The sequence below is a fragment of the Nocardiopsis sp. iso_238 genome, from assembly GCF_056173325.1.
Genome location: NZ_CM149668.1, coordinates 5614103 through 5640128 on the forward strand (window position 1 = coordinate 5614103; position 26026 = coordinate 5640128).

At 71.2% G+C, this 26026-nt stretch carries 24 protein-coding genes and 1 tRNA gene; 12 read left to right on the plus strand and 13 right to left on the minus strand.

All coding sequences use genetic code 11. The features are described from left to right. Positions 1-76 precede the first annotated feature (76 nt). Positions 77-161: transfer RNA gene (locus AC0VYL_RS25305), tRNA-Leu, on the plus strand. Between the two features lie 481 nt (positions 162-642). Here the strand turns inward: AC0VYL_RS25305 and AC0VYL_RS25310 are convergent. Next, positions 643-1275, minus strand: a complete 633-nt coding sequence (locus AC0VYL_RS25310; protein ID WP_475481659.1) for a TetR/AcrR family transcriptional regulator — start codon at positions 1273-1275, stop codon at positions 643-645. Positions 1276-1388: 113 nt separating this feature from the next. Between AC0VYL_RS25310 and AC0VYL_RS25315 the strand changes: the two genes are divergently transcribed. The 6 genes from AC0VYL_RS25315 (at position 1389) to gltS (ending at position 8768) form a co-directional block, all read left to right on the plus strand. Beyond that, on the plus strand, positions 1389-2096 hold the full coding sequence (locus AC0VYL_RS25315) for a hypothetical protein (protein WP_475481660.1): 708 nt from the start codon (positions 1389-1391) through the stop codon (positions 2094-2096). A 124-nt stretch (positions 2097-2220) separates the two neighbouring features. Further along, positions 2221-3798 (plus strand): alpha/beta hydrolase, encoded by a 1578-nt coding sequence (locus AC0VYL_RS25320; protein ID WP_475481661.1) that lies wholly within the window; start codon positions 2221-2223, stop codon positions 3796-3798. A 1090-nt stretch (positions 3799-4888) separates the two neighbouring features. Continuing rightward, on the plus strand, positions 4889-5626 hold the full coding sequence (locus tag AC0VYL_RS25325; RefSeq protein WP_475481662.1) for a hypothetical protein: 738 nt from the start codon (positions 4889-4891) through the stop codon (positions 5624-5626). A 261-nt stretch (positions 5627-5887) separates the two neighbouring features. Continuing rightward, positions 5888-6628 carry an IclR family transcriptional regulator gene (locus tag AC0VYL_RS25330; RefSeq protein ID WP_475456574.1) on the plus strand — a complete coding sequence of 247 codons (741 nt, stop codon included), beginning with the start codon at positions 5888-5890 and terminating at the stop codon, positions 6626-6628. 5 nt (positions 6629-6633) lie between these two features. Next, on the plus strand, positions 6634-7572 hold the full coding sequence (hutG, locus tag AC0VYL_RS25335; protein ID WP_475481663.1) for a formimidoylglutamase: 939 nt from the start codon (positions 6634-6636) through the stop codon (positions 7570-7572). Beyond that, positions 7569-8768, plus strand: a complete 1200-nt coding sequence (gltS, locus tag AC0VYL_RS25340) for a sodium/glutamate symporter (RefSeq protein ID WP_475456578.1) — start codon at positions 7569-7571, stop codon at positions 8766-8768. Before hutG ends, gltS begins: the two co-directional genes overlap by 4 nt. A 75-nt stretch (positions 8769-8843) precedes the next feature. Here gltS and AC0VYL_RS25345 read toward each other — a convergent pair whose 3' ends face one another. The 4 genes from AC0VYL_RS25345 to AC0VYL_RS25360 form a co-directional block, all read right to left on the minus strand. Then, positions 8844-9890: a pyridoxal phosphate-dependent aminotransferase gene (locus AC0VYL_RS25345; RefSeq protein WP_475481664.1), complete on the minus strand. Its 1047-nt coding sequence runs from the start codon at positions 9888-9890 to the stop codon at positions 8844-8846. Further along, on the minus strand, positions 9887-10936 hold the full coding sequence (locus AC0VYL_RS25350) for a 2-ketoarginine methyltransferase (RefSeq protein WP_475481665.1): 1050 nt from the start codon (positions 10934-10936) through the stop codon (positions 9887-9889). The genes AC0VYL_RS25345 and AC0VYL_RS25350 overlap by 4 nt, the downstream gene beginning before the upstream one ends. A gap of 51 nt (positions 10937-10987) precedes the next feature. Continuing rightward, on the minus strand, positions 10988-11653 hold the full coding sequence (locus tag AC0VYL_RS25355) for a LysE family translocator (protein ID WP_475456584.1): 666 nt from the start codon (positions 11651-11653) through the stop codon (positions 10988-10990). A gap of 342 nt (positions 11654-11995) precedes the next feature. Further along, positions 11996-12157 carry a hypothetical protein gene (locus tag AC0VYL_RS25360; protein ID WP_475456586.1) on the minus strand — a complete coding sequence of 54 codons (162 nt, stop codon included), beginning with the start codon at positions 12155-12157 and terminating at the stop codon, positions 11996-11998. A 164-nt stretch (positions 12158-12321) separates the two neighbouring features. Here AC0VYL_RS25360 and AC0VYL_RS25365 point away from each other — a divergent pair, with 164 nt between their 5' ends. Genes AC0VYL_RS25365 through AC0VYL_RS25380 form a run of 4 tightly spaced genes read left to right on the plus strand, consistent with a single transcriptional unit; the run spans position 12322 to position 15562 of the window. After that, the gene (locus AC0VYL_RS25365; RefSeq protein WP_475481666.1) at positions 12322-13590 is read left to right on the plus strand and encodes a beta-ketoacyl-[acyl-carrier-protein] synthase family protein; all 1269 of its coding nucleotides are present in this window, start codon (positions 12322-12324) and stop codon (positions 13588-13590) included. Beyond that, a complete protein-coding gene (locus AC0VYL_RS25370) occupies positions 13587-14798 on the plus strand; it encodes a beta-ketoacyl synthase N-terminal-like domain-containing protein (RefSeq protein WP_475456590.1) in 1212 nt (403 codons plus the stop codon). Before AC0VYL_RS25365 ends, AC0VYL_RS25370 begins: the two co-directional genes overlap by 4 nt. A 21-nt stretch (positions 14799-14819) precedes the next feature. Next, positions 14820-15080 (plus strand): acyl carrier protein, encoded by a 261-nt coding sequence (locus AC0VYL_RS25375; protein WP_475456592.1) that lies wholly within the window; start codon positions 14820-14822, stop codon positions 15078-15080. A 5-nt stretch (positions 15081-15085) separates the two neighbouring features. Next, positions 15086-15562, plus strand: coding sequence for an SRPBCC family protein (locus AC0VYL_RS25380; protein WP_475456594.1), 477 nt, complete (start codon positions 15086-15088; stop codon positions 15560-15562). A gap of 80 nt (positions 15563-15642) precedes the next feature. Here the strand turns inward: AC0VYL_RS25380 and AC0VYL_RS25385 are convergent, their stop codons facing one another. From AC0VYL_RS25385 to AC0VYL_RS25420, 8 genes are all read right to left on the minus strand, one after another. Then, positions 15643-16914 (minus strand): Gfo/Idh/MocA family protein, encoded by a 1272-nt coding sequence (locus AC0VYL_RS25385; RefSeq protein ID WP_475481667.1) that lies wholly within the window; start codon positions 16912-16914, stop codon positions 15643-15645. Between the two features lie 85 nt (positions 16915-16999). After that, entirely contained in the window at positions 17000-17980 is a 981-nt protein-coding gene (locus tag AC0VYL_RS25390; RefSeq protein WP_475456598.1) for an ABC transporter permease, read from the minus strand. Next, entirely contained in the window at positions 17977-18993 is a 1017-nt protein-coding gene (locus tag AC0VYL_RS25395; RefSeq protein WP_475481668.1) for an ABC transporter permease, read from the minus strand. Before AC0VYL_RS25395 ends, AC0VYL_RS25390 begins: the two co-directional genes overlap by 4 nt. Then, positions 18990-20645, minus strand: a complete 1656-nt coding sequence (locus AC0VYL_RS25400) for a sugar ABC transporter ATP-binding protein (RefSeq protein ID WP_475456602.1) — start codon at positions 20643-20645, stop codon at positions 18990-18992. Before AC0VYL_RS25400 ends, AC0VYL_RS25395 begins: the two co-directional genes overlap by 4 nt. A 72-nt stretch (positions 20646-20717) precedes the next feature. After that, on the minus strand, positions 20718-21791 hold the full coding sequence (locus AC0VYL_RS25405) for a substrate-binding domain-containing protein (RefSeq protein ID WP_475456604.1): 1074 nt from the start codon (positions 21789-21791) through the stop codon (positions 20718-20720). Between the two features lie 240 nt (positions 21792-22031). Further along, positions 22032-22982 (minus strand): ArsA family ATPase, encoded by a 951-nt coding sequence (locus tag AC0VYL_RS25410; protein WP_475481669.1) that lies wholly within the window; start codon positions 22980-22982, stop codon positions 22032-22034. Continuing rightward, on the minus strand, positions 22973-23245 hold the full coding sequence (locus AC0VYL_RS25415) for a cory-CC-star protein (RefSeq protein ID WP_475456608.1): 273 nt from the start codon (positions 23243-23245) through the stop codon (positions 22973-22975). The genes AC0VYL_RS25410 and AC0VYL_RS25415 overlap by 10 nt, the downstream gene beginning before the upstream one ends. Before the next feature lie 4 nt (positions 23246-23249). After that, positions 23250-25028, minus strand: coding sequence for a carbon starvation CstA family protein (locus AC0VYL_RS25420; protein ID WP_475481670.1), 1779 nt, complete (start codon positions 25026-25028; stop codon positions 23250-23252). A 151-nt stretch (positions 25029-25179) separates the two neighbouring features. Between AC0VYL_RS25420 and AC0VYL_RS25425 the strand changes: the two genes are divergently transcribed. Then, positions 25180-25986, plus strand: coding sequence for a hypothetical protein (locus AC0VYL_RS25425; RefSeq protein WP_475481671.1), 807 nt, complete (start codon positions 25180-25182; stop codon positions 25984-25986). Positions 25987-26026 lie beyond the last annotated feature (40 nt).

Sequence of the window (26026 nt, forward strand, 5' to 3'; positions counted from 1 at the left end):
CGGAAAACTGGTTCGGGCGGCCCCAGACCTTTGCTATGGTTAAACCTGTTCGGAGCGACACACGCCGAACAGCCCAGTCCGGGTGGCGGAATAGGTAGACGCGCTAGCTTGAGGTGCTAGTGGCCGTTAAGGCTGTGGGGGTTCAAGTCCCCCCTCGGACACCGGATCACCAGTGAAACCCCTGCCACGAGCAGGGGTTTTCTCATGCCCGCGGAAGAGCCTCCACGAGGGTCCGCAGGTCACAGGCTCGGGGATTCGGCTCCCCCGGCCCCCTCGGACGCTCCCGATATCCCCGCAACGCAGGCCGGGGCGTCACGCGATGAACGATCAGGGCAGCCGCTGAGCACCGGGCGGACAGCACCGGGTCCGCCAACGGGACCAGGCCGATCTCGCCGTGCAGGCGGCGGTGGTTGAACCAGCCCACGTACTCGGCCACCGCGATCTCCAAGTGGCCAGGTTCCTCCAGGGCCCGCGGTTGCGGACCAGATCGGCTTCGAACAGGGAGGCTAGGAACTGCCGTCCGCAGCACCTGCTCCTGCGCGAGGACACTCCCCCCTCCGGGCGATCCTCACGCGGTTCCGCTCGGACATGAGCGTTGTGTCCATGACGTGCCAGCCGTAGTTCCGTGACTCCTCGGCGGCCTCAGGATTCTCCAGCCGCTCCCCCGACGGCTTTCTCGGAAGGCGGATAGGCGTCGCGTAGACGTTGCATGGTCGCCGTCACGACGGCGCGGGCGTCCGTCTCCTGCAACGGGGCGGAGAACAGCGCCGAACTGAACGAGAGACCCTCGATCAGGGCGAACAGCAGGAGCGCCTCGCGGTGCAGCGCCTCCTCGTCGACAACACGGTCAGCCAGCGCTTCGCGCAGCAGCGAGCGGATCAGCTCCTCGGCCGCGAGGGACGTCGCGGCGATGTCGGCCGCGAGCTCCGGGTCCGTGCGCGCCATGACACGGTATTCGACCAGGGCGATGTTCTCCCGGTGCTCCTGTTCGTCGGTCGGCGTGGCGAAGACGATCACATCCGCGATTCGCGCCACCGGGTCGTCGGACATCCTCGCGTCGCGGCGCGCGGCGCGCTGCATGAGGACGCCCAGCGTGAAGCGCATGACCTCGCGGACGTTGTCGCCGAAGTAGTGCCGGATGCTCCCGATGGCCAGGCCGGTGCGTGCGGAGATCCGGGTGAGGGTCACCGAGCGGATCCCGTGCTCGGCGATCTCGTCGATCACGGCATCGGCGACCTGCTCCCGGCGGACCTCCGGGTCGACTCTCTTAGGCATGACACCATCCTAGCCATTTTTTGGCATGCCTGTGCTATTTTATCTAGCATGAGCATGCCAAAAAGACTTCGTGGTGGTGTTCCCTCCCGCCCCGACCCAGGACGGGATCAGACGTGAGCGACTGGCACGACCCCTGGACCGGCGCGGCGCGGAAGAGGCCTCACGGCGACGGCCGGATCGACGGCTTCGACGGGCTCGACGGCGACGCGGGAGCATGGTCGACACCCGCTCCGGATCCGGGAGCGCCGTTGCCACCGTTCCGCCCCTCCCTCTCACTGCAGCGCACACGATTCGCGATCGACCTTCCCGATGCGTCGACGGCGACGGTCGATGTCGATCACCTGTCGGGCCGCGCCTCGCTCTACAGGGACGCCCGGCACGTGCGGACCTGCGACATGCCGGTCCGGTTCCCGCTCGGATCGGACAGCATCGAGGTCGCCGCGAGCAGGTACGGCATGCAGCGGATCCACCTGATCAGCGCGGACGGCGGCCAGCGCTGTCTCGATCCCGTACCGGGGACGCCCGAGCACCGGCGCGCTCAACTTTCCCGGCAACACCCCAGGGTCGGGCGCGCCCTGGCCGTCGGCGCCGTCATCGTGCTGACGGTCAATCTGATCCTCCTCGCGCCGCAGCTACTCGAACTGGTCACCCACCTGCCGCTCTGGGCGAATCGCTTCACCCCGTTCGTCTCGCCCGTCGACCTGCCGACATGGGCGAACACGGCGCTCACCATCACCGCGGGCCTCGCGGGGATCGAACGAGCACTCACCTTCCGCCATCACCGGCTCCTGGACGCCGAGACCGACGGGATCGGGAGCTGACATCCCCGCACCAGCCGGTCAGGGTCGCTGCCTGATCGAGCAGCTCAGTGCGCCCGACCAAGAACACCGGGCCAACCGTCGCCGCACCCTCGTACATGCCTGCGGCTCGACAAAGGAGATACGCATGCGATCACATCTTCCACGCCCACATCGATCCCGACGCCTGGAGGCCGCGCTCGCGGCGGCCGCCACGGCCGTACTCCTCCCGCTCGCCGGATGCGCGTCCGCCTCTCCCCCACCGGACTCCGGAGCGGACACGGACCTCGGCGCCTACCTGGAACAAGAGCTCGACTGGGGCGGATGCGAGGACACCGCGACGAGCGCGGCGGACGCTGAGCTGTTCGCGAACCCGGTGCTGGAGTGCGCCTCGGTCGAGGTTCCACTCGACTACGACGAGCCGGACGGGGAGAGGGCGCGGGTCGCGCTCCTGCGCCTGCCCGCCACGGGCGAGGCCGAGGGCTCGTTGCTGATCAACCCGGGAGGCCCCGGAGGTTCCGGCACCACCCTCGTCGCGTCCACCCTGCCGCTGTGGCAGGCCAGCCCCGTCGCCGAGCGTTTCGACATCGTCAGCTTCGACCCGCGCGGGGTCGGGTCGTCCACCCCCGCCCTCGACTGCTACACCGACGAGGAGTACGACGCGGGCGACGCGCTGCGGTTCGGCGCGGTGTACGAGGTCACGAGCGCCGAGCAGGCGGCCGAGATCGCGCAGCGCTGCGCCGACGGCTCCGGCGGCGTCGAGAACCTCGTCAACGCCGGGTCGGCGAATGTCGTGCGCGACATGGACCTCATACGCAAGGTGCTCGGCGACGAGAAGCTCACCTACCTCGGCTACAGCTACGGCTCCGAGCTCGGCGCCATGTACGCCGCGACCTACCCGGAGAAGGTCCGTGCGATCGTGCTCGACGGCGCCGTCCCGCCCGACCTGACGGCGAGCGAGTTCCGCATCTCCCAGTTCACCGGCATGCAGGCCCGGTTCGACGACCTCGCCGCGCTCTGCGCCGAATCACCCGGCTGCATACTCGGTGCCGATCCCGCGGCTGCGAACGATCGTCTGCACGAGATCGTCCAGCCGATCATCGAGACACCAGCGGCGACCGCCGATGGCCGAGCCCTCAACGTCTGGGACGTCTACCTCGCCATCTCCGGCGGACTGTACTCGGAGGCGAGCTGGCCCGACGTCATCTCCGCCCTGACCGCGCTCGAGGCAGGGAACCCCGACGAGATGCTCGCCCTGCGCGACGCCTTCTACGCCCGCACGCCGGACGGCGCCTACGGCCTGGACACCGACACGAACCTCGCCGTGCGCTGCATGGACTGGCCCCGCCTGACGCCGGAGGAACAGACCGCGCTCGCACGCGAGCTCGGGGAGGCCGCGCCGATGTTCGACCTCGACGTGTTCACGGCGGGGAACTACCACAGCGAATGCGAGGCGTGGCCCGCACCGCCCACGAGCGACGAGCCCTGGCTCGCCGAAGTCGAAGGCCTCCCTGAGACGCTCGTCGTGTCGGTCACCGGCGACCCCGCGACGCCGCACCAGGGTGGCGTCGCGATGGCTCGAGCTCTCGGCGGAAGCCTGCTCACCGTCGATGGCAAGCAGCACGGCGCCTACCTCCTCGGCGGCAGCGAGTGCGTCGACGACGTGGTCAACGCCTATCTCCTCGACCTCGAATCCCCGCCCGCCGACGCCCGCTGCAGCCTTTGACACGCTCGACTCCGGCAACGATGCCGCCTCGGAGGCATAACTGCGCTCCGCCGCTCAAACGCTATAGATCGAAGCGTCGGTCAAGGTTTCCTCATGCGATCGAAGCCTCAGCGGTTCGGGCTCAGGGCGGCGTGCGATCGTCCCGGAGTACCTCGGCTCCTGGCTGCTGTGGTCTGCCGGTCAACGCGGGTCGCGTCACACCAGGGCAGCGCGATGGTGGTCCAGCGGGACCAACGGGAAGAATCCATCGCAGGTCACCGCCCGTCCAGGGGGTCGGTGCTCAGGACCAGGGGACTCGGACCCTGTGGGGGAATGGTTGAAGTCCCCCCTCGGACACCAGCAGGAACTCCGTGCGGGTCGAGAGCGAATCTCGGCCCGCACTTCGTGTTTCACGGGGTCCCGCCCCTCTCCCACCGGGCGGTTCCCGACGGGCCCAGCCGGGTGTCGGGGAGTACGGCCTGTCCGGCGCGCCCTCCCGGGACATCCCCGCTTCGGTGCTCCAGCGCTCCCGGGAGGCCCGGGAGCGCTCTTCCTCCTCGCCGCGGCCCCGGCGGTCGCGCCGGTACGCGGTCGGCCACGCGGGGTCCAGGTTGATGGACGTGAGGATCGCTCCGAACATGACGACCTCGATGACCAGGAAGTTCGCCCCGACGCACGGCCGCCCCGGCCCGGGACCCAAAAAACTTCGCCATTCAGGAGAACTCCTCCACCCCCGCCGCCATCAGAACGCACAGAAAGAAACCACGGACACAGGAGGCGCGGCACAAGAGGCCGCCGCCGAGCAGAGGAGAAAGGGCGAAACGCATTGCCAGGCGACCGATACACACGAACTCGGGCACGCGTCGATGACGGAACTCGCCCGACGCCACAGCTCCCGACGCCGATGAGGCGCAGCTAGAGGTCACAGCACCTCTCCACCCGGACCACCGGCACTGGCGCGCCTCGTGAGGCGCATTTCCTCCGGGTTCTGGAAAACACCGCACATCCCCCGTAGCGCGTGTTCTCCCACCCACGGAAACCCCTGCCGACTTATACCCGAAACCACTCACCCGCATTGAGAAATCTCCTTCTTCGGGGAGAAAGGAATCGCATGAAGCGCAATTTCCGTACCACCGTCCTGGCCCTCGCGACCTCCGGCCTGGTGGTCCTCGGCTCCGCGGCCTGCTCCACCGGGGACGTGATCGGCGCGGTGTCGGGCGATTCCCCCCAGGAGAGCGAGGGGAACGAGGCCGCGGTGGTCACGGAGCCGCGGTCCGGCAAGCTGGAGTTCGTCGCGCCGGGTGAGTTCATGATCGACGGCGAGGCCTTCTTCGTCAGCGAGGAGACCCGGATCCTGGGCGGCCACAACGCCTGCCCCGCCGAGAACGGCCTCGACGACAACGGCTTCGGCGTCGTGGACTGCGACCTGGAGACGCTGGAGGCCGCCACCCAGAGCGGCACGGACGTCTACGCCAGGGCCGAGGTGCTGGAGACCGGGAACGCCGAGTCGATCACGGAGTACGACAACGACAGCCACCAGGAGCCCGAGGAGCCGGCGGACGGGGGAACCGACGAGGGCGCCGCGGGCGGGGACGAAGAGTACGTGGTGGGCGAGATGGAGTACATCGCCCCGGGCGAGTACATGATCGACGGGACGGCGTTCTTCGTCTCCGAGGACACCGTGATCATCGGCGGCGTCAACGCCTGCGCCGGGGGCGTCCAGGACCCCGACACCGGCGACGTGGCGTGCGACTTCGACGAGTTCGACGCGACCCTCGCGAACGGGACCACCGTCATGGCCGAGGTCGAGATCGCCGACGGCATGGCGGAGTCGATCACCGAGTTCTAGAACCGGGCGTACGAGGGGGGACGGCTCGCGCCCCCTCTCGCACCGACGAAGGCCCTGCTCAGCAGGGCCTTTTTTCGTGCCCGCCCTCAGGGTGCGGCGTGAGCGCAACCTCACAGAACCGGCCGATGCCCGGGGCGCGGATCGGACCGTAGCCTTCTCATTGGGTGAGAATTTGCCCTTTTCATCCCTTTTGTCCGATCCATAGAGTGAGCCGGTCCCGAGCGCCGCTCGGAGCTGGCCCGGTCCGGGAGAGGGGGCGCCATGTCAGCCGACGCGACGTCCGGCAACTCGGGGCGGACCACCGATCGCCTGCTCGGCGTGCTGATGGTCTTCGCCGAAACGGAACACGCCACCGCCTCGGAGGTCTCCGAGGCCACCGGCATCCCGGTCAGCACCGTCTACCGGATGCTGGACCGGCTGTCCGCGACCGGGTTCGTGCAGCGTGACGGCACCGCCTACGGAGCCGGTCCCGTGGCGGTCCGGTTCGCGGAGAAGTACCGCAACGGCGCGCTGGAGCGCACCGCCATCAGCCCGCGGCTGGAACGGCTCTCGCACGAGTCCGGAGAGCTGGCGGCCTTCATGGTGCCGGTCGGCACCGAGGCCCTGTGCGTGGACGCGGTCGAGGGGGCCCGGGTGCTGCGCTGCTGCTACACCCGCGGAGCCGTGCGGCCGCTGCTGCGCGGGGCCACGGCCGAGGCGCTGCTGGCCCACCTTCCCGAGTCACGGCGCCAGGAGGTGTACGCCGCCTACCGGCTCCCCGCCGAACGGGTGCGGGCCCTGGAGGCAGCGCACTCCCTGGTGCGGGACCAGGGTGTGGCGGTCAGTGAGAGCGCCCTCGACGAGGGCGTGTGGGGCGCGAGCGCCCCCGTGCTCGGTGACTCGGGCTCCCTGAACGGGGTCGTCACCGTGATGGCCCCGGCGGCGCTGACCGAGCGCCGACGCCCCTACTACGTCCGCCTCGTCAAAGAGGCGGCGCGTGACCTGAGTGGAGGAACGATTTGAACAGGGTGGATCCCCCCGTCTGGACCGGGCGCGACGACGGCCCCGGCGCCGAACACCGGCGCTGGCACGGCACCGTGCGCCCGCTCGACGACGCCGGCCGGGCCGGAACCGCGATCGTCGGATTCGCCTCCGACGAGGGCGTGCGCAGGAACAGGGGCCGCACCGGTGCCGCCGAGGGCCCCGCCGCCCTGCGCCGCGCGCTCGCCCCGCTCGCCCTGCACCGGGACGAGGCGCTCTACGACGCCGGGGACGTCCGCGTGGACGACGGCGACCTGGAGGCCGGCCAGCGCGCGCTGGGTTCGGTGGTGGCCGGGGCCATGAGGGCCGGGCACTTCCCCGTCGTGCTCGGCGGCGGCCACGAGGTCGCCTACGCGAGCTACCTGGGCCTGGACGAGGGCCTGGGATCCGACCGGACCCGCACCCTGGGCGTGCTCAACATCGACGCCCACTTCGACCTGCGCGAGGAGCCGGAGCCCACCTCCGGAACACCGTTCCTCCAGATCTCCGAGGACGAGCGGGCCCGGGGACGCGACTTCCGGTACGCCGTCGTCGGGATCAACGAGGCCGGGAACACCCCCGTGCTGTTCGACCGCGCCGACCGGCTCGGCGTCGAGTACCTCACCGACGACCAGTGCACCGCCGCCCACCTGGGGCGGGTGCTGGAGTTCGTCCGTTCCTTCCTGGACACGGTGGACGACGTCTACCTCACGCTCGACCTGGACGCCCTGCCCGCGTGGGTGGCGCCCGGGGTGAGCGCCCCCTCGCCGCTCGGCGTTCCGACCGAGGTGGTGCAGGCCGTGGTCGAGGAGGTCGCCGCCTCGGGACGGCTGGCCCTGTTCGACGTGGCCGAACTCAACCCGTCCCTGGACGTGGACGGCCGGACCGCGCGCGTCGCCGCGCGCATGGTGGACCGCGTACGCGCGGCCAGAGGACGGAGCTCATGAACATCTCCCTGGACCTGATCCAGACCACCACCCTGGCCGTGGTCCTGCTGCTCCTGGGCGAGTTCGCCCGGCGCCACGTCGGTTTCCTCCAGCGGTTCAGCATCCCGGGCCCGGTGATCGGCGGTTTCGCGTTCGCGCTGGCCGTCCTGGCCCTGCGGGAGACCGGCGTGGCCCAGCTGGAGCTGGACACCACGCTGCAGGAGCCCGCGATGATCGCGTTCTTCACGACCATCGGTCTGGGCGCCAGCGTCAGCCTGCTCCGCAAGGGCGGCAAGCTGCTGATCGTCTACCTGCTGGCCTGCTGGACCCTGGCGATCCTCCAGAACGTGGTGGGCATCGGGATGGCCAAGGCCCTGGGCATCGACCCCGTGCTGGGTGTGATGGCCGGTGCCGTCGCCCTGGAGGGCGGCCACGGCGCCGCGGCGGCGTTCGGGCCCACCGCTGAGGCCCTGGGCACCGACGGCGCCACCGCGATCGCGATCGCCGCGGCCACGTTCGGCCTGGTCGCGGGTGGTCTGCTGGGCGGTCCGATGGCCTCCTGGCTGATGCGGCGCCACAAGGTGGAGGTGCCGTCGGCCCCTGACACCGCCGCGTCCGCCGCCGTCGAGGCGGAGGAGAAGGAGCAGCCGGTGGGCTACGGCCCGCTGCTGAACACCGCCGTGCTGATCGGCGTGGTGATGGTGGCCGGGGTCGCGCTGGGCACGTGGTTCAGCGAGACGACCGGGTTCGTGCTGCCCGCGTACGTGGGCGCCATGGTGGTGGCGGCCGTCGCGCGCAACGTCGGTGACCGGTTCGGGCTGCGTATGCACCAGGGCGCCCTGTCGCTGGTGTCGTCGCTGTCGCTCGGCCTGTTCCTCACCATGGCCATGATGGGCCTGCGGATCTGGGACCTGTACGCGCTGGCCCTGCCGCTGGTGCTGCTCCTCGCGGTCCAGGTGATCGTCCTGCTGCTGTTCGTCGCGCTGGTCGTGTTCCGCCTGCTGGGGAAGGGCTACGACGCCGCGACGATGGCGGCGGGCATGGTCGGCCACGGACTCGGCGGCACGCCCAACGCGATGGCGAACATGGACGCCTTCAACCGGCGTTTCGGGATCCGTTCGGAGAAGGCCTTCCTGATCGTCCCGCTGGCCGGGGCGGTGCTGATCGACATCGTGGCGCTGCCGTGGATCGTGTGGTGCATCAACGCGGTGGCCTGACCCGCACCGCCTCCCGGGGGATCCCCAGGTCAGTGACCTGGGGATCCCCCGTCGTCGCGGCCGGGGTCCCGGGGTTCACTCCAGGGCGGGAGGCCCTGGGGAGCCCTGCCGGGCCAGCTCCGCCAGGAGGCCGCCCAGGAGCGCGGTCTCCTCGTCCGTGCCGACCGAGATCCGCAGCCGCCCCGGGTAGCCGAGCAGCGAGCACTCGTGCACGTAGACTCCGCGTTCGGCCAGCCACTGTTCGACGCGCACGGCCTCGGCCGGGTCCGGGCACCGCGCGATGACGAAGTTGGTCTGGGTGCGCAGGACCTCGACGAACAGGCCCGAGGCGCCGAGGAGGTCCACCAGGCGCTCACGTCCCCGGACCACCTGGGCGCGGTGTCCCTCCAGGTAGGCGTCGTCGGTGATGGCGGCGGCGGCCAGGTGGAGGCTGACCGCGTCCGCCGAGTAGAACCGCTGCCGTTCCCGCAGGCGGGCGGCGAGCAGCGGAGGGGCGGCCAGGACCCCGAGCCGCAGGCCCGCGAGGCCGAGGGCCTTGGACAGGCTGCGGAAGACGCAGAGGTTCTCCCACTCCCCCAGTCTCGGGACGTATCCGCTCTCCTCGGAGAAGTCGACGTAGGTCTCGTCCACGCAGACGAGGTCGACCCGGGCGGGCAGCGCGTCCAGCCACTCGCTGGAGACAACGGTTCCCGTGGGGTTGTTGGGCCGGGCCACGAAGGCGACCCCGTGCGGTCCGACCCGTTCCGGGCCGACCGTGGGCTGTCCGTCCTCCCTCAGCGGCAGCCGCGTGGTGGGCAGCCCCTGGGTCTCCGGGCGCGTCCAGAAGGCGTCGAACCCGGGGACGGTGCACCACACCCGGTCGGTGAGCGACGCGAGCAGGTCAATGGCCTCGTCGACACCGTTGGTCAGGACCAGGGAGTCCGGCCGCACCCGCCAGTGGGCGGCGATCTCCTTGCGCAGCAGGGCGCTGGCCCCACGGGGGTAGCGGTGCAGGGAGTGCTGGAGGGCGAGCAGCCGGTCCACGGCGGACGGCGGCGGCCCCGCGGGGGACTCGTTGGAGCTCAGCTCCGCCGTCCTCCCGGGCTCCGGTTCCCTCTCGGACTTCGCGCGCGTCTCGATCAACGTCGCCCCCCGGTGGCCACCCGCAGGCGGTACCCGAGCAGGAAGCCCGTGGAGTCGACGCGGGGGTCGGCGGTCAGCTGTTGGGCGACCTCGGCCCCCGCCTCGGTGAAGAGCTCGTGCCAGAACGCGTCGCGTTCCAGGCGCTGCTCGGTGAGGTAGTGCACCAGGAAGTACGGGTTGTAGTACGACAGGGCCAGTCGGTGGGCCATCGCGGCACGGTCGGCGATGCGGTTGTCGACCTCGATCACCACCCAGTGCGCGTCCGGGTGGTGGGTGAACACCTCGCGTACGAGGCCGACCACTGCCTCCCTCCCCTGCTGTTCCAGGAGTTCCTGGAGCACGAAGGCGGAGATGAAGCAGACGGGTCCGGGCCCGAGGTCCAGTTCGGGCGCGTCCTCCGCCCCCGCCACCCGCAGCCGGACGCGCTGGTCGAGTCCGCGCCGCCGCATGAGCTCCTCCCCCGCGCGGACGCTCGCGGGCTCCGGATCGACCCCGATGGCCGACAGCCCGGGCAGGAGCTCCATGAGGTCGGCCAGGGAGCTGCCGTCGCCGCACCCGAGGTCGACCACGGACTCGACGTCGTCGCGGACGGCCTGGAGCAGGCCCACGATGACGGGGTAGGCGTCGTACTGGCTGATGCCGCAGCTGCCGACGCCCACGTCCAGCCCGGACCGGGAGGCGAAGCCCGCCCCCTCCTGGAGGGTCCGGCCGAGCTGTTCGAAGGTCTGGGAGTAGCCGCCGACGAGGAGCTTGTACCAGGAGGAGAACACGACGGTCTCCCGTGCCTTCTCCTCCAGGGAGAAGACACCGTTGTTCTCACTGAGGTAGCCCTCGTTGGCGAGGTAGTGCAGCACCCCCACCAGGCGCCGGGGCTGGAGGGAAAGGCTTTCCGACAACTCCTCCACGGTGCGGGGACCCGCGTCGAGCTCTTCGTGGAGTCCGGTTTCCATGAACTGGTGGAGCACCTGCGCCAATACGAAGTACCTGACCGGCTGCAAGGCCTCCACCAGCCTGATCTCCAGACCGGATTTCATGGTTTCAGGCATGGCGAATCCCTTCACGACAATTGCGCGTGATTTCCCTGGGCCCCGGGGCGGCTATCGGCCCGGGTCGGCCGTGACGACGTGCAGTGCGAGCAGGACGAGGGTCAGCCCGCAGACGATCTGGACCGTCCGGTACCACACGGGTTGGTGGAGGCGTCGGAGTGCGTAGTGGGAGAAGTACGAGAGGAATCCGAGCCAGGCCGCCACCAGGAGGCAGTCGACGAGGCTGAGGAGCATCATGGCGGGCATGGGCGCCCACCCCTGCGGCACGAACTGGGGGAGGACCGCCAGGAAGAAGAGCCCGGCCTTGGGACTGAGCAGGTCGGCGAGGAGTCCCTGCCGGAACCACCTCCGACCGGCCAGGGGCCGCACACGGGTGCGGCCCGAGGGGGCCGTGGCGGCCGCCGGTTCGGGTTCGGGGGTGTAGGCGGGAGGGCGCTCGACGGCCGTGCGCACCCCCAGGTAGGCGAGGTAGGCCGCGCCCGCGTAGCGGAGGGCCTCGAAGGCGGCGTCCGAACGGGCCACGAACGCGGCGACCCCGACCGCGGCCGCGAACCCCCAGGCGAGGGATCCCAGAGCCGCGCCCATGGCCGCCGAGAGAGCGGGGCGGACCCCGTGCACGATGCCGTTCCTCAGAACGATCACGGTGGCGGGGCCCGGGGTGACGGTGACAATGAGCGAGAACACGACAAAAGATGCCAACGCCTGCTGAGCGTCCATACAACCCGTTTCGCGAGGATGCTCATTCAGATACGGATACAAGCTATAACGCACAGTGAGAACGGACAAGGGGCCAAGGCACGGTTTTCAAACTGACCGATCCGGGCAGTATGTTTCGAATTTCAATGTTTGGCACCGTTTAATGGATCGTGCCAGCCTATTTAACCATTGCGTAACGTGAACTCGGCCGACGTTTTCGGGGGTCGCGGCCGCCACCCCGCGGAGCGGGCGCACCCGACACCGGAACGGACACCCGCCCCCGCGGATCCGCCGCCGACAAAGCTGGCCAGCCAGGTGGCACGCCGCCGCGTCGCATGAGGGACGTCGATCCTTAGCGTGATATCACATGTACCGAAAGTAATCATGCGGACCGCAGTCGGTCTTCCCGTACTGAACCGTGCCGTCCCCGACGCCCTCGTGTCCGACCTCGACCGCCGACCGACGCCCGACCCCGCCCGAGGCGCCGCGCGGCACGCTCAGCCACTCGGCTGTCGGCCTCTGCATGCCCGAAACCGTGGAGAAGACACCCTTGACCCTGACCCGCCGTCCTTCCGTGATCCCAGGGCACCGAGCCCTTCCACCCGACCCCACTCGGCACGTCCCCACGGGGACCACCGACTCCCTCGCCGCCGCACCGCGCCCCGCCGCCCCGATCCCGGGGAGGCGCCATGAGGCGTGAGGCCGTCATCACCGGAGTCGGGGTGGTCGCTCCCGGTGCGACCAACACGACCGCCTTCTGGGACATGCTCACCGCGGGAAGGACCGCGACCCGGGGCATCACCCTGTTCGACCCGTCGGGCTTCCGGTCCCGGATCGCCGCCGAGGTCGACTTCGACCCCGTCGCGCTCGGCCTGGACCCCGACGAGGCCGAACGCATGGACAGATACGCCCAGTTCGCGGCCGTCGCCACCGCGGAGGCGCTGGCCGACAGCGCCGTGACCCTGGCCGACGTGTCCCCCTGGCGCGTCGGAGTGAGCATGGGGACCGCGGTCGGCGCCACCTCCCAGCTGGACCGCGAGTACGCGGTGATGAGCCGGGGCGGCGCGGACTGGGTGGTGGACCCCGGCGCCGCCGGACCCCACCTGGACCTGGCCCTGTCCCCGAGCTCGCTGTCCGGGGAGATCGCGCAGCGGGTCGGCGCGCGCGGACCGGTGCGCACCGTCTCCACGGGCTGCACGTCCGGCCTCGACGCCGTGGGCTACGCGGCGCAGGCCATCGAGGACGACCTCGCGGACGTGGTGGTCGCGGGAGCGGCCGAGTCCCCGATCTCCCCCATCGCCATGGCCTGCTTCGACGCCATCAGGGCGACGTCGGACACCAACGACGACCCCGAGCACGCGTCCCGGCCCTTCGACCGGCACAGGAACGGCTTCGTCATGGGCGAGGGGGCGGCCGTGCTCATCCTGGAGGAGGCGTCGGCGGCGCGCCGCCGGGGCGCGCGCACGCGCTGCCGGGTCGCGGGATTCGCCAACCACGGCAACGCCTTCCACATGACCGGACTGCGCCGCGAGGGGACGGAGATGGCCCGGGCCATCACGACCGCGCTGGACCAGGCGCGCCGCCCGGCGACCGACGTGGACTACGTCAACGCGCACGGTTCGGGGACCGTGCAGAACGACCGGCACGAGACCGACGCGGTGAAGCGGGCCCTGGGCGAGCACGCCCGCCGCACCCCCATGACGTCGATCAAGTCGATGGTGGGGCACTCGCTCGGCGCGATCGGCTCCATCGAGCTCGCCGCCTGTGTGCTGGCCATGGACACCGGGGTGGTGCCGCCGACGGCGAACCTCACCACCCCGGACCCCGAGTGCGACCTGGACTACGTGCCCGTGACGGCGCGCGAGCGGAACATCGACGTGGTCCTGTCCGTCGGCAGCGGCTTCGGGGGGTTCCAGTCGGCGGTCGTCCTGGACCGAGGAAGCGAGGTGCGGTCATGAACCTGGTGATCACGGGCCTGGGAACGGTCTCCCCCGCGGGGACGGGGACCCACGACTACTGGGCGGCGCTCGTGGAGGGCCGGTCGCTCATCGCCCCGCTCTCCGACTTCGACACCAGCGGGTTCCCGGTCCGCCTGGCCGGGCGGGTCCGGGGGTTCGACCCCCGCGAACACCTGGACGGCCGGTACGTCGTCCAGACCGACGCGTTCACCTGGTTCGCGATGGTCGCGGCCGAGGAGGCGCTGGAGGACTCGGGCTTCGACGTCACGGCCGACCCGTACGCCACCGGGGTGCTGATCTGCTCCGGCGCGGGCGGGGCCGAGTTCGGCCAGCGCGAGCTGACCGAGCTGTACGGGAAGGGCCCCAGCCACGTGGGCCCCTACCAGTCCATCGCGTGGTTCTACGCGGCCAGCACCGGTCAGGTGTCGATCCGGAACGACCTCAAGGGCATGTGCGGGGTCCTGGTCACCGACGAACCGGGGATGCTCGACGCTCTGGGCCAGGCAGACCAGGCCCTGCGCCGCGGGGGCTCCGCGATGCTGGTCGGCGCCAGCGAGTCGGCCCTCGGGGCGCCCTACTCCCTGGCCTGCCAGGCGGTCTCGGGCACGCTCGCGGAGGGCGACGACCCGGACTCGGTGTACCTGCCCTTCACGGAACGGACGGTGGGCTACGTTCCCGCCGAGGGCGCGGCCGTCGCGTTCGTGGAGGACCACGACCTGGCCAGGTCGCGCGGCGCCCGGGTCCGGGCCGTCGTCGCGGGCCACGCGAGCACCTTCGGGTCGGTCGGGGGCTACGACCCGGGCGGCGAGGGCCTCCTGCACGCGGCCAGGGGCGCGATGCACCGCGCCGGTGTCACCCCGGACCAGGTGGACGTGGTCTTCGCGGACGCCCTGGGCATGCCGAAGGCCGACGCCGACGAGGCCGCGGCCCTGCGCCAGCTCTTCCCCGACGGTGTGGCCGTCACCGCTCCGAAGGCGGGCTTCGGCCGTGCCCACGCCGGGTCCGGAGCACTCGACGTGGCCGCCGCGGTCCTCAGCCTGGAACACCAGGTCATCCCGCCCACACCCCGCGTCCCCGACCCGCCCGCCGGGCTCGACCTGGTCGTCCGGGTGGCCCGGCCCGCACCACTGCGCACCGCGCTGGTCCTGTCCCGGGGCATGGGCGGCGGGGCCTCGGCGGTCGTCCTCACCAGCCCACACCACGTCTGAACACGAGATTCGAGGAGAAACATGGCACAGGAACACATCACGCTGGAGGAGTTGGTGGAGCTGATCTCCGCCAGCGCCGGGGTCCGGACCGACACCGAGACCGCCGCGGCCCAGACCTTCGAGGAGCTGGGTGTCGACTCGCTCGGCGTGCTCGGCATCGTCGCGGAGATCGAGCGCCGCGTCGGCCGCAAGCTGGGCAGCGAGGCCGAGCTGTCGCCCTCCCCCAACGCCCTGATCGCGTTCGTCAACGACGACGCCCCCACCCTCGTGGAAGGTGTGTGACCCCGATGACAGTCAAGGTCGAGTACGACACCCTCATCGACGCCCCCTACGACCTGGTCTGGGACGTCACCAACGACGTGGCCTCGTGGGCCGACCTGTTCGCCCCGAGCTACGAGTCGGTCGACGTCATCCACCAGGACGGCGACACGATCCGCTTCCGGATCACGAAGGTCCCCGACGAGGAGGGCCGGATGATGACCTGGGTCTCCGACCGCACGATGGACCGTGAGGCGGGCCGGACCCGGGCGGAGCGTGTGGAGACCGGCCCGTTCGAGTTCATGCGCATCGTCTGGGACTACGAGCAGGAGCCCGAGGGGGTGCGCCTGACCTGGAACTACGAGTTCGCGGTGAAGCCGGAGTGCCCCTGGTCCGAGGACCGGATGGAGCAGCACTTCGAGGAGAGCGTGCCGCTGGAGATGGCGAAGATCCGGGAGAGGATCGAGGCGCGGGCCCAGGCGCTGGCGGAGGAAGTGGTCTCCTGACCGCGGCCTCACACGGGGCCCTCGACCCCGGCCGGTGACACCGTGCCGGGGTCGAGGGCCCCTCGTGCTTCCGGCGGGGTTCAGACCCCGGCGCGCCACGTCCCCTGGGCGACGTCGGGCACGAAGGCGGTCAGCCGCTCCAGGGTGGCGGGGTCGGTGAGGTCGACCCTGCGGCCCTCCTGCGCGGACAGGTAGGCGGCCATCAGCAGCCGGGTCACGTCCCTGCCGTCGCGCAGGTCCTCCCGGGGCGGCTTCCCGTCCAGGAAGCGCTCGACCATGTGGCGGTTCTCCTCGGTGTAGCCGTAGGTCGCCGCCTCGTCGGGCACCACCGGCATGAGCCCGCCCTCGGCGTTCTGCTTCTCCACCAGGTCCTCACCGACCCCGCCGGCGATCTCACGGCTGAGGAACACCCTCGACTCCGTGTCCAGGGTGTTGGAGGACATCGAGTACTCCGGACCCAGGAGTTCGTAGCTGAGCCGCAGCCCCGCGCCCACGTAGCTCCACGACGTCGTGGCCTCCGCGACCACCTGGTGGCCGTCGCCGTTGACGTAGACCACGGTGGCCCTCGCGTAGTCCTCGGCGGGGCTCCTGCGGTAGTCCACCTCGGGCCCGTACCGGTTGACCAGCTCGTCCGCGTAGTGCGGGCGCGCCCACTTCAGGCAGGCGATGGTGGCCTCCACGCTCACCGGCCGCAGCCAGTCCCTGGCCTGGGTCCCGGGCGGGGTGAGGAGGTACCGGGAGGCCTCCACGCTGTGGCACATCATGTCGTTCAGGACCCCGCCGCCCTGGTGCTCCCCCTGCCAGAACCACGCCCGGTGCGGGCCGCTGTGCTCCTCCGCGCACCGTGCCAGGTAGGGGGAGCCGGAGGCGGCGGCGCCACGGGCCCAGACCAGTTCGTGGGCGCGCGTCACCCCGGGCGCGAAGACCTGGTTCTCCAGGTAGCCGTGGAGCAGCCCGGCCCCCTCCACCAGGCTCAGGACCTCCTCCGCCTCGACCAGCGTCCGGCCCAGCGGCTTCTCGATCGCGATCCCCCGCAGGTCGGCCCGGCCGGAGGTGACCTCCTCGCAGATCGCCCGGACGGTCTCCAGGCGCACGTGGTTCGGCGTGGTCACCCACACCGCCTGGACGGCGGGGTCGCGCACCATCGCGCGCACGTCGTCGTAGGCGGTGGGGTCGCCCACGCGCAGCTCCCTGGCGAGGTCGGCCACCTGGCGCACCGTCTCCGCCGTCCGGCCGCACACGGCCACGACGTCGGCGTCGCGCACGCCCCGGAAGGAACGGGTGTGGAAGTCGGCGATGAACCCGCTGCCGACGACGCCGACGCCGAGCCGACCGTTCACCTGTGAAGTCACGTTGGAGTCTCCCCATCGAATTGGCGGTACTGAGGTGGTGGGGCCGTGACGGCACGGGGGGTGTCCGCGTCACGGCCGTGGGGGGTCAGGCGCGCAGGTGTCTCTGGCGGCCGTAGGCGGTGAGCACGATGATCAGCACCAGGCCGAAGAGGATCTGGCGCGGCGCGTCTCCCCACTCGCCGCCGCCGATCTGCATGGTGCGCAGCAGCGCGCTCAGCACGGTGAGCAGGACGGCGCCGACGATGGTGCCGAGGTAGCCGCCGACCCCTCCGATCAGCGCCGTCCCGCCGATCACGACGGCGGCGACGCTGTTGAGCATGTAGTCGGCGCCCAGGTTCGTGTAGACGTTCTGGGAGTAGCCGAGGAGCAGCAGCCCGCCCACCCCGGCGAACAGCGAGGACAGCACGTACGCGCTGAACCGGACCGCCGAGGGGTTGACCCCGGACAGGTGGGCCGTGGTCCGGTTGGCGCCGACCGCGTAGAGCCGCCACCCGAACGACGTGCGGCGGAGCAGCCAGATCACCACGACCGACAGCGCGAGCCACAGCCACAGGACCCCGGGGACGCCGAACACCGTGTCGCCGGTGACCAGCTGGTTGAGCAGGGGCGCGGCCGACCCCTCGGGGCGCCCGCCGGTGTAGAGGCGGATGAACCCGGCCACGACCGCGATCATGCCGAGGGTCATCACCAGGGGTGGCACCCGGAACAGCAGGACGCCGATCCCGTTGACCACCCCGATCACGCAGGCCGAGCCCAGGGCCACCAGCACCGCGAAGAGGAAGCCGTCGTCGCTGCCGTCCATGAAGCGCGAGGCGACGATCGCGGACAGGGTCGCCGCGGACCCCACCGACAGGTCGATGCCCTCGCCCCCGGCGATGATCACCAGGGTCTGCCCGATGGCGATCACACCGAGGAACGAGGCGACGGTCAGCGTGGTGACGATGTGGCCCCACGTGGCGAAGGCGGGCGAGTAGAAGCTGGCCACGACCCACAGCAGCAGGGTGACCGCGCCGGAGATGACCACCGGGTCCGTGGTCAGGCGGCGCGCGGTGAGGGTGGTGGTCATCGTGTGCCTCCTGATGCTCCGGACGCCGTACCGTCGCGGGCGGTGAGGAGCCCGGCGAGCGCGATCGCGGCGATGATGACGCAGCCGTAGACGAACTCGCGGGCGTTGGTGGGAACGCCGGCGAAGAAGACGAGTCCCTGGATGAGGGAGAGCACCACCGCGCCCACCAGGGCTCCGCCGACCCCGCCGGAACCGCCGCGCAGCCGGGTGCCGCCGATCACGAGCGCGGCGATCGACCCCAGGGTGAGTTCGGTGCCGAGGGTGGGGTCCCCCGCCCCGGCGTCGGCCAGCAGCGCCACCCCCGCGAGGGAGGCCACCGCCCCGCCGAGGGTGTAGGACAGCACGCGCACCCTCGACACCGGGACGGACGAGGTGTAGGCGGCCTCGGGGTTGCCGCCCACCGCGTACAGGTGCTGGCCGTAGCGGGTCCCCCGCAGCAGCCGCCAGCCGAGGAAGAGGACCACGAGCAGTACGGCGGGGATCGGGACGTACATCGCCAGGACCATCCGGTAGGTCCCGGTGAGGACCGGCGACACCTCGCCGCCGGGGGTGGGCAGCACCAGCAGGGCCAGCCCGCCGAACACCGAGCTCGTGGCGAAGGTCGCGACGATGGGTTGCAGGCGCAGGACCGCCACCACCAGGCCGTTGAAGAGGCCGCAGGCGGCGCCGGTGGCGAGTCCGGCGGCCAGGGCCAGCGGCAGGCGGGCGTCGTCCCCCTGCATGAGCACCACGGACACCGCCGAGGACAGCGTGACGATGGTGCCGATGGACAGGTCGATACCGCCGCCGAGCACGATGATGGCCTGCGCGGCCGCGATGGTGGCCAGGGGAAGGAAGGTGGCGAAGCTGGCGCTGAGGCCGTAGGGCGAGAAGAACCCCGGTTGGAGGATCGCGGAGGCCGTCACCGTGACCAGCAGGAGGAGTCCCACGGCCAGGGCCGGCATGTGTACGGACATCACGGACCGCACCGGACCGGGCAGGTCCCGCGTTCCGGTGCCCCTCAGGAGGTTCATGCTCCGCCCTCCTCGGCGTGGCGCGGTTCGGGGTCGGGGAGTTCGTTCGCGTGGCCCTCGCGGGCGGCGGCGACGTCGGCTCCGGTGACGTGCATGGCGCTGGCGATCAGGGTGTCCTCGGTGAGGCGGTCCCCGGACACCTCGTCCACCACCCGGCCCTCGAACATCACGAGCACGCGGTCGCAGACCTCGACCAGTTCGCGGTCGTCGCTGGAGCCGACCAGCACGGCGGCACCGGACGCGGCCAGCTCGGCCACCACGTCGAACATCTCGGCCTTGGCGCCGACGTCGACGCCCTTGGCGGGGTCGTCCATCAGCACCACGGCGGGTTCGGTGGGGAACCACTTGCCGACCACGATCTTCTGCTGGTTGCCGCCGGAGAGCGTGGAGACCGGGTCGTCCAGGGAGCCGTAGCGGGTGTTGACGCGTTCGGCTACCTCGCGGGCGGCCGCGACCTCACGGCGCCTCGACAGGCCCACGCCCAGGAAGGCGCGGCGGCCCACCGAGGGCAGGGCGAGGTTCTCCAGGATGGGTCGGCCCAGTGCCAGTCCCTGGACGCCGCGGTTGCCGGGCACGTAACAGAATCCGGCCCGGACCGCCTGTTTGGGCGAGCGGGGGCGTACCGGGGCACCGTCCAGCAGCACGGTGCCGCCGGTCCGGCGACCGGCGCCGAAGAGCGCCGCCATGAGCTCGGACTGCCCCTGGCCCTGGAGGCCGCCGAGCCCCAGCACCTCGCCCGCGCGGACGTGCAGGGAGACCCCGTGGAGCCGGTCCCCGGTCAGGTCGCGCACCTCCAGGCGCGGCGGTGTGGCGGGGTCGGCGCCCCTGTCCGCCTCCTCCGGCTCCGCGGCCGTGGGGAGGGTCCCGGTCTCCGCCACGGGGCCCGTCCTCCGGGCGCCCGACGGCCCGGCGCTCGGGCGGCCGGACATCAGTTCCAGCAGTTCGGCCTCCGGGGTCCCGGCCACGGTCACCGTGGCCACGTCGGTCCCGTTGCGCATGACCGTGGCCCGGTCGCACACCGCGTAGATCTCGGCCAGCCGGTGGGTGATGAACAGGACCAGCACGCCGCGCGCGCGGAGTTCGTCGACGACCTCGAAGAGCACCTCCACCTGGCCGCGCCGCAGGGAGGCGGTCGCCTCGTCCAGCACGAGCAGGCGGGGGTCGCGGACCAGCGCCTTGCACACCTCGACCACCTGGCGTTCGCCCGGGTCGAGGTCGCCCACCCGTTCGCGGGCGGGCACCCTGCCGCCGAAGGCCGGGGCGAACCGCTCCAACCACGGCAGGGACCGGGCCAGGGCGGCGCGGCGGTCGCGGAGCCCGAACCGGGAGGGCTCCACGCCCAGCACCAGGTTGTCCAGGACGGTGAAGTCCTCGACCAGCGACAGCTCCTGGTACACGGAGCTGATCCCGGCGGCCAGGGTGTCCCGGGGCCCGCGCGGCCGCAGCGGCGCGCCGTCCAGCCGCACCTCCCCGGCGTCCGGCCCGACCACCCCGGTGAGCACCTTCAACAGGGTCGACTTGCCCGAGCCGTTGGGGCCGAGGACGGCGTGCACCGTCCCGGCGCGGGCCTCGAAGTCGGCACCGTCCAGCGCGGTGACCCCTCCGTAGCGTTTGCGCACTCCGCTCATGCGCAGAAACGGCGGTGAGTCCACGAGTTCTCTCCCTGCTCCTGTCCGTTCGCGGCCTCCGCCACGGGTGGGTACGCCCGGCTCCGCCCGCGCGGGCTACTCGAAGTAGGCGTCGGCCTCCTCCGGGCTGAGCGCGTGGTCCACGGCGTAGGCGTCGTTCTCGTCGGAGACCTCCGCGAAGCGCTCGTCGAAGGTGTCGTCGGTGATGGTCTCGGGGATGGGCAGCCAGGCGTTGTTGCCGTCGAGCCCGTCGGCGGTGAACTCCTCGCCCTGGAGCATGCGGATCACCACGTGCAGCGCGGACACGGAGACCGACGGCGGGTTGGGGACGCCGATGCTGGTGAAGTCGCCTTCCGAGCGCAGGGCGTCCCACTCGCGCATGTAGCCCACGCGCGCCTCGCCGGTCATGACGACGTCGTCCACGAGCCCCTCGGCCTGCAACGCGCGGAAGGCGCCGAGCGCCATGCCGTCCTGGACGAACACGCCGTCGACGTCGGGGTTGCTGGCCAGCAGGTCGCGGGTGACAGTCTGGCCCTGGTTCTGGTCCCACTCGGCGTAGTCGTTGGCGACGACCTCGACCCCGGCGGCGTCGAAGACCTCGCTCGCCCCGGACCAGCGGTCCTCGTTGGCGGGGTGGCCGTCGATGCCGTTGACCGCGATGATCCGGCCGCCCTCACCGACCTCGTCGGCCAGCCACTGGGCGGAGAGGGAGGCCCACTCGGCCTGGTCGATGACCACGTTGACGACGTCCTCGGACGCCACGGCCTGGTCGATGGCGACGATCTCGATGCCCTGTTCGGCCGCCTCCGCGAACACCTGGTCCAGGGCGGTGGGCGAGTTCGGGTTGACGATGATCGCGTCCACGTCCGAGCGGATGAGGTTGCGGATCTGCTGGATCTGGCCGTTGATGTCGACGTCGGCGCTCTCCACGACCAGCTGGTCGACGATCCCCTCGGCCTCGTACTCACCGAAGGCCGTCTCCAGTTCGGACAGCATCTGCTCGCGCCACTCGCTGCCGATGAAGCCGTTGCTGACCCCGATCGTGAACGGGCCCTCGGTCTCGCCGGCTCCGCCGCCGCCCTCGGGTGTGCTGCACGCGGTGGCCATCAGTGTCCCGGCCACGGCTACGGCGCCCAGTGCCAGCGACCCGCGCCAACGTCGCCCAAGCATGTTCCGGTGCCTCGTCGAACCCATCGGGGGGACCTCCATCCTGTGAGCTGAGTCACGAATCTACGCATCCTTGTGGCGACCGTCAATAACCTTTTTGATGGCAATCGACAAAAGTCAGTGATGATCCGATCTCTGTTAGCGCAAAAGAACAGAGCGTGGCCAGGGGGCCAAGGAGGGTTTCCGGGGCAACGGAGAACGCCCCCGGCGAGGCCGGGGGCGTTCGGGACGGGGGGGCTCGGGTCAGCCGAGCCGGGCGGCGAGCGCGCGCAGGGCCTCGGGGCCGATGGGTTCCGCGGCGCTCAGCGGCAGCTCCACCGTGCCGGGGTCGGCGAAGCGGGCACGGACGGCACCCAGGATCTCGGGGTCCGCGTCCTCCGGGACCTGGTTGACGATCACCCGGCCCAGACGGAAGCCGGTGGCCACCAGCTGGGCGGCGGCGCGGTCCGTCTCGGCCAGCACCATCCGGCGCGGCACCAGCACGAGCCTGACCTCGGCGTCCTCCCGCAGACGCGCGGCGGCCCGCTCCAGCTTCCGGCGGCGGGCGTGCAGCTTCTCCAGGAGCGGATCGTCCGGGGCGCCGTCGCCCGCGCCGCCGACGACGCCCACGGCGAAGCGGTCGGCGTCCACGGCGCGCTCACGCTGGCGCACCAGCCCCCGGACCCACGGGGTGAGCAGTTCGGGCAGGTCGAGCAGGCGCAGCAGGTGGCCGGTCGGGGCGCTGTCCACCACGAGCCGGTCCCACGTGCCCGGGACCTCCTCCATCGCGTCCATGAGCAGGTCGGCCAGGGCGGACTCGGCCATGCCCGGACCGGCCGCCGCGTGGTCCAGGTGACGGGTGACGGCGGGCAGGATCTCCCGGGGCAGGGCCGCGCTGGCGTCGTCACCGATCTGCCGGACCCTGCGGCGCAGGGCGGCGTCCGCGTCGGGCTCGCGCGCCCACAGGTTGTCGCTGACCAGCACCGGGCGGTCACCCAGGGGAAGGTCCAGCGCGTCACCGAGCGAGTGCGCGGGATCGGTGGACACCAGGAGGGTGCGCAGGCCCGCGTCGGCCAGGCCCAGCGCGTGCGCGGCGGCCATGGTGGTCTTGCCGACGCCGCCCTTGCCGCCGAAGAAGACGATGGGGGCCTCCGCCGGAACGGGCGCGGGGCTCCCCGCCCGCGCGCGGCGCCCTCTGCCGAACCTCAACAGCACACCCCCGGTCCACCGAGATCGTCCCGACCCATGCGCTGGTGCCACTCGTGCAGGTCGGCCACCATGTGGGGAACGAGGTCGAGGGTCTCATAGGAGACGGGCCCCTCCACTCCCAGGGTCTCCAGGAGCAGCAGGGCCCGCAGGGTGTCCTCCTGGGTGCGCGCCTCCCTGCGCAGTTCCTGCCGCCAGCGCGAGGCGAAGACCTCGTCGTGGAAGGCCTCCACCCGTTTCCAGGCGTCACGCACGCGGGAGAGCGCACCCATCGCGTTACTTCTCCTTCGGGTCGGCGGCGGTGGGGTCGGCGACGGTCTCCTCGGACGGGGCGTCCTCGGCCTCCGGAAGCTCCCCCGCCCGGCGGGCGGCGAAGGCCTTGCGCAGCGCCAGACCGGCCTCCACGACCAGCCAGACCGCCAGCGCGAAGATGACGAAGTCCAGCGGGGCCAGCAGGAAGAGGTCGATCAGGGAGTCCGACTTGAGGAACGCGACCAGGTTGACGATCAGTGCCCACGAGGTCATCACGAGCAGGAAGACCAGCGGAACGAGGATGGCCAGCGGGTTGCGCCCGCGCTTGGTCACCCACACCGCGATCACGGCGAGCGCGAGCCCGGCGGTGAGCTGGTTGGTGGTGCCGAACAGCTGCCACAGGGTGCCGAAGGCGAAGTCGCCCGGGATGAGTGCCAGGCCCAGCGGGACGACCGTGGCGATCAGGGTGGCCACCGTGAGGTTGCGCGCCAACGGACGGAAGCGGACGATCTCGGCGATCTCCTGGACGATGTAGCGCTGGAGGCGCACGCCGGTGTCCATGGTGGTGGCGGCGAAGCTGACCACGACCACCACCGCGAAGATGACACCGATCTGCAGCGGGACACCGATGTTGTTCGCGAACTGGCCGACACCCTCGACGAAGTTTCCCGTCGCCCCGGCCGAGGCGGATCCGAAGTCGCCGTACAGGCCCCGCCAGTCCGCGAGCGGCGACGCGGAGGCCGCGACCACACCGGCGGTGCAGGCCAGGATCGAGCAGACCGCGAGCGCGCCCTCACCGGCCGCGCCCAGGTAGCCGACCATCCGGGTGTCGGTCTCCTTGTCGATCTGCTTGGCCGTGGTCCCCGAGGCGACGAGGCTGTGGAAGCCGGAGATGGCACCGCAGGCGATGGTGACGAACAGCAGGGGGAACCAGGGCGGGGAACCCGCGGGGATATCGCTGTTGATCATCGGCGCGACGATCGTGTCCCAGCCGACGATCACACCCACGCCGATGACCGCGAAGGCCAGCAGCATCTGGTGCAGGTTGACGTAGTCGCGCGGCTGGAGCAGCATCCACACCGGGATGCGGGACGCGATGAACGCGTACACGAACAGCAGGACGATCCACACCGTGTTGGGGGTCATCCCCATGGCCTCGGAGACACCGGTGATGTCGATCGGGAACATCACGCCGAGCGGGATGCACACGTAGACCAGGACCAGCGCGACGAGCGAGGGCACCAGGGCCGCGGTGCGGCGCCTGTAGACGAACTGGCCGACCGCGATGGCCAGCGGGATGGTCACCAGGACCGGCAGGACGGACCCCGGGTAGGCCACGAACAGGTTCGAGATGACCACCGCGAACACCGCGTTCACCATGGTCAGCAGGAAGAAGATGATCACCAGGAACAGCGCTCGCGAGCGCTTGCTGATGACCTCGCCCGCGAGGGTGCCGATGCTGCGGGCCCGGTGCCGGACCGACACCACGAGGGCGCCGAAGTCGTGCACGCCCGCCGCGAAGACGGTGCCGAGCAGGATCCACGCGAGGGCGGGCCCCCAGCCCCAGAAGACCGCGACGGCCGGACCGACGATGGGCGCGGCACCCGCCACCGAGATGAAGTGGTGGCTGAAAACGATGTGCCGATTGGTCGGAACGAAATCGACGCCGTCCTTGTAGGTGTGCGCCGGGGTGATGTACCCGGGGTCGAGCGCGTACACCTTCTCTGCCAAATATCGCGAATAGTAACGGTAGCCAACGGCGAACACCGCCACCGACGCGAGTAGGACTAGGGCTGCGGGCATGGCCGAGGCCTACCTTTCACGCTCCGGGTCCAAGTCGTCACCGCGTCCCCTCTGTCCGTGCTCGTCACCTGGGGGGTCGCGGCCGATTCGGAGTATGGGTTAAAGTCACCAGAAATTAACATGCGGCATTCCTCACATATAAGGCCTGACCTTGACGGACCTGATCACGGTTTGGCAGCGATCCACCGTCGCCGAACTCTCCTGGACCACTCCTTCCGGCCCTTCGGGTATTCCCGTGGTTCCCCTCATGTGGCGTGACTCCCCGTGCGTCGCGCTGCCCTACTCCATGGCCGGGACCGCCCTGGAGCTCCGGGGGCGCACCGTGGCCCTCAGCGTGAGCGCGGAGGACGCGGGCGGCGGTACGGCGGTGGTCGGGACCGGACCGGTCGAGGTGGTCGAGGACCTCGACGGCGCCGAGTTCGTGGAGCACCTGGTGGAGCAGGAGGCGATCAAGCACCCGCCCACACGGCTGCGCGCGGACAGCCTGATCGCCCGCCGGGAGAACTGGTGGTGGGTGCCGCGCCTGCTCGTCTCCCTCACCGCGGTCGAGGAGGAGCACGCCCTGCACCCCCGGACCCGCGCGCGGGACGCCCTGCTGGTGCGCGACCGCTCGGGCCGCCCGGAGGTCGAGGTGGTCACGGCGGAGACCTGGCCGGACCGGGGCGACGTCACCCTGTGGTCGCGCGGCGGCGCCCCGATCGAAGGCGAGGGCGAACCGGCCTTCGTGTTCGCGCACCAGTACAGCCCGGACTTCGAACGCTGGGAGCGCTGGTCCCGTGTGGGCCCTCTCACCGGTGACACCCTCCTGGTCACCGAGGCCGAGGGCGGCCCCACCGGCGGTTCCCCCTCCGGCCCGCTGTCCCCCTACGGGCTGTTGGAACGCCTCGCCAACCACCGCTCCCTCGCCCGCACCTGCCGCTCCGCCATCTCCCGAGCCGAGTCCCGGCGCCGCACCTGAACCCGGTGGCCCCTGTCCCGAACGCCCCGGTCCGGGCGGG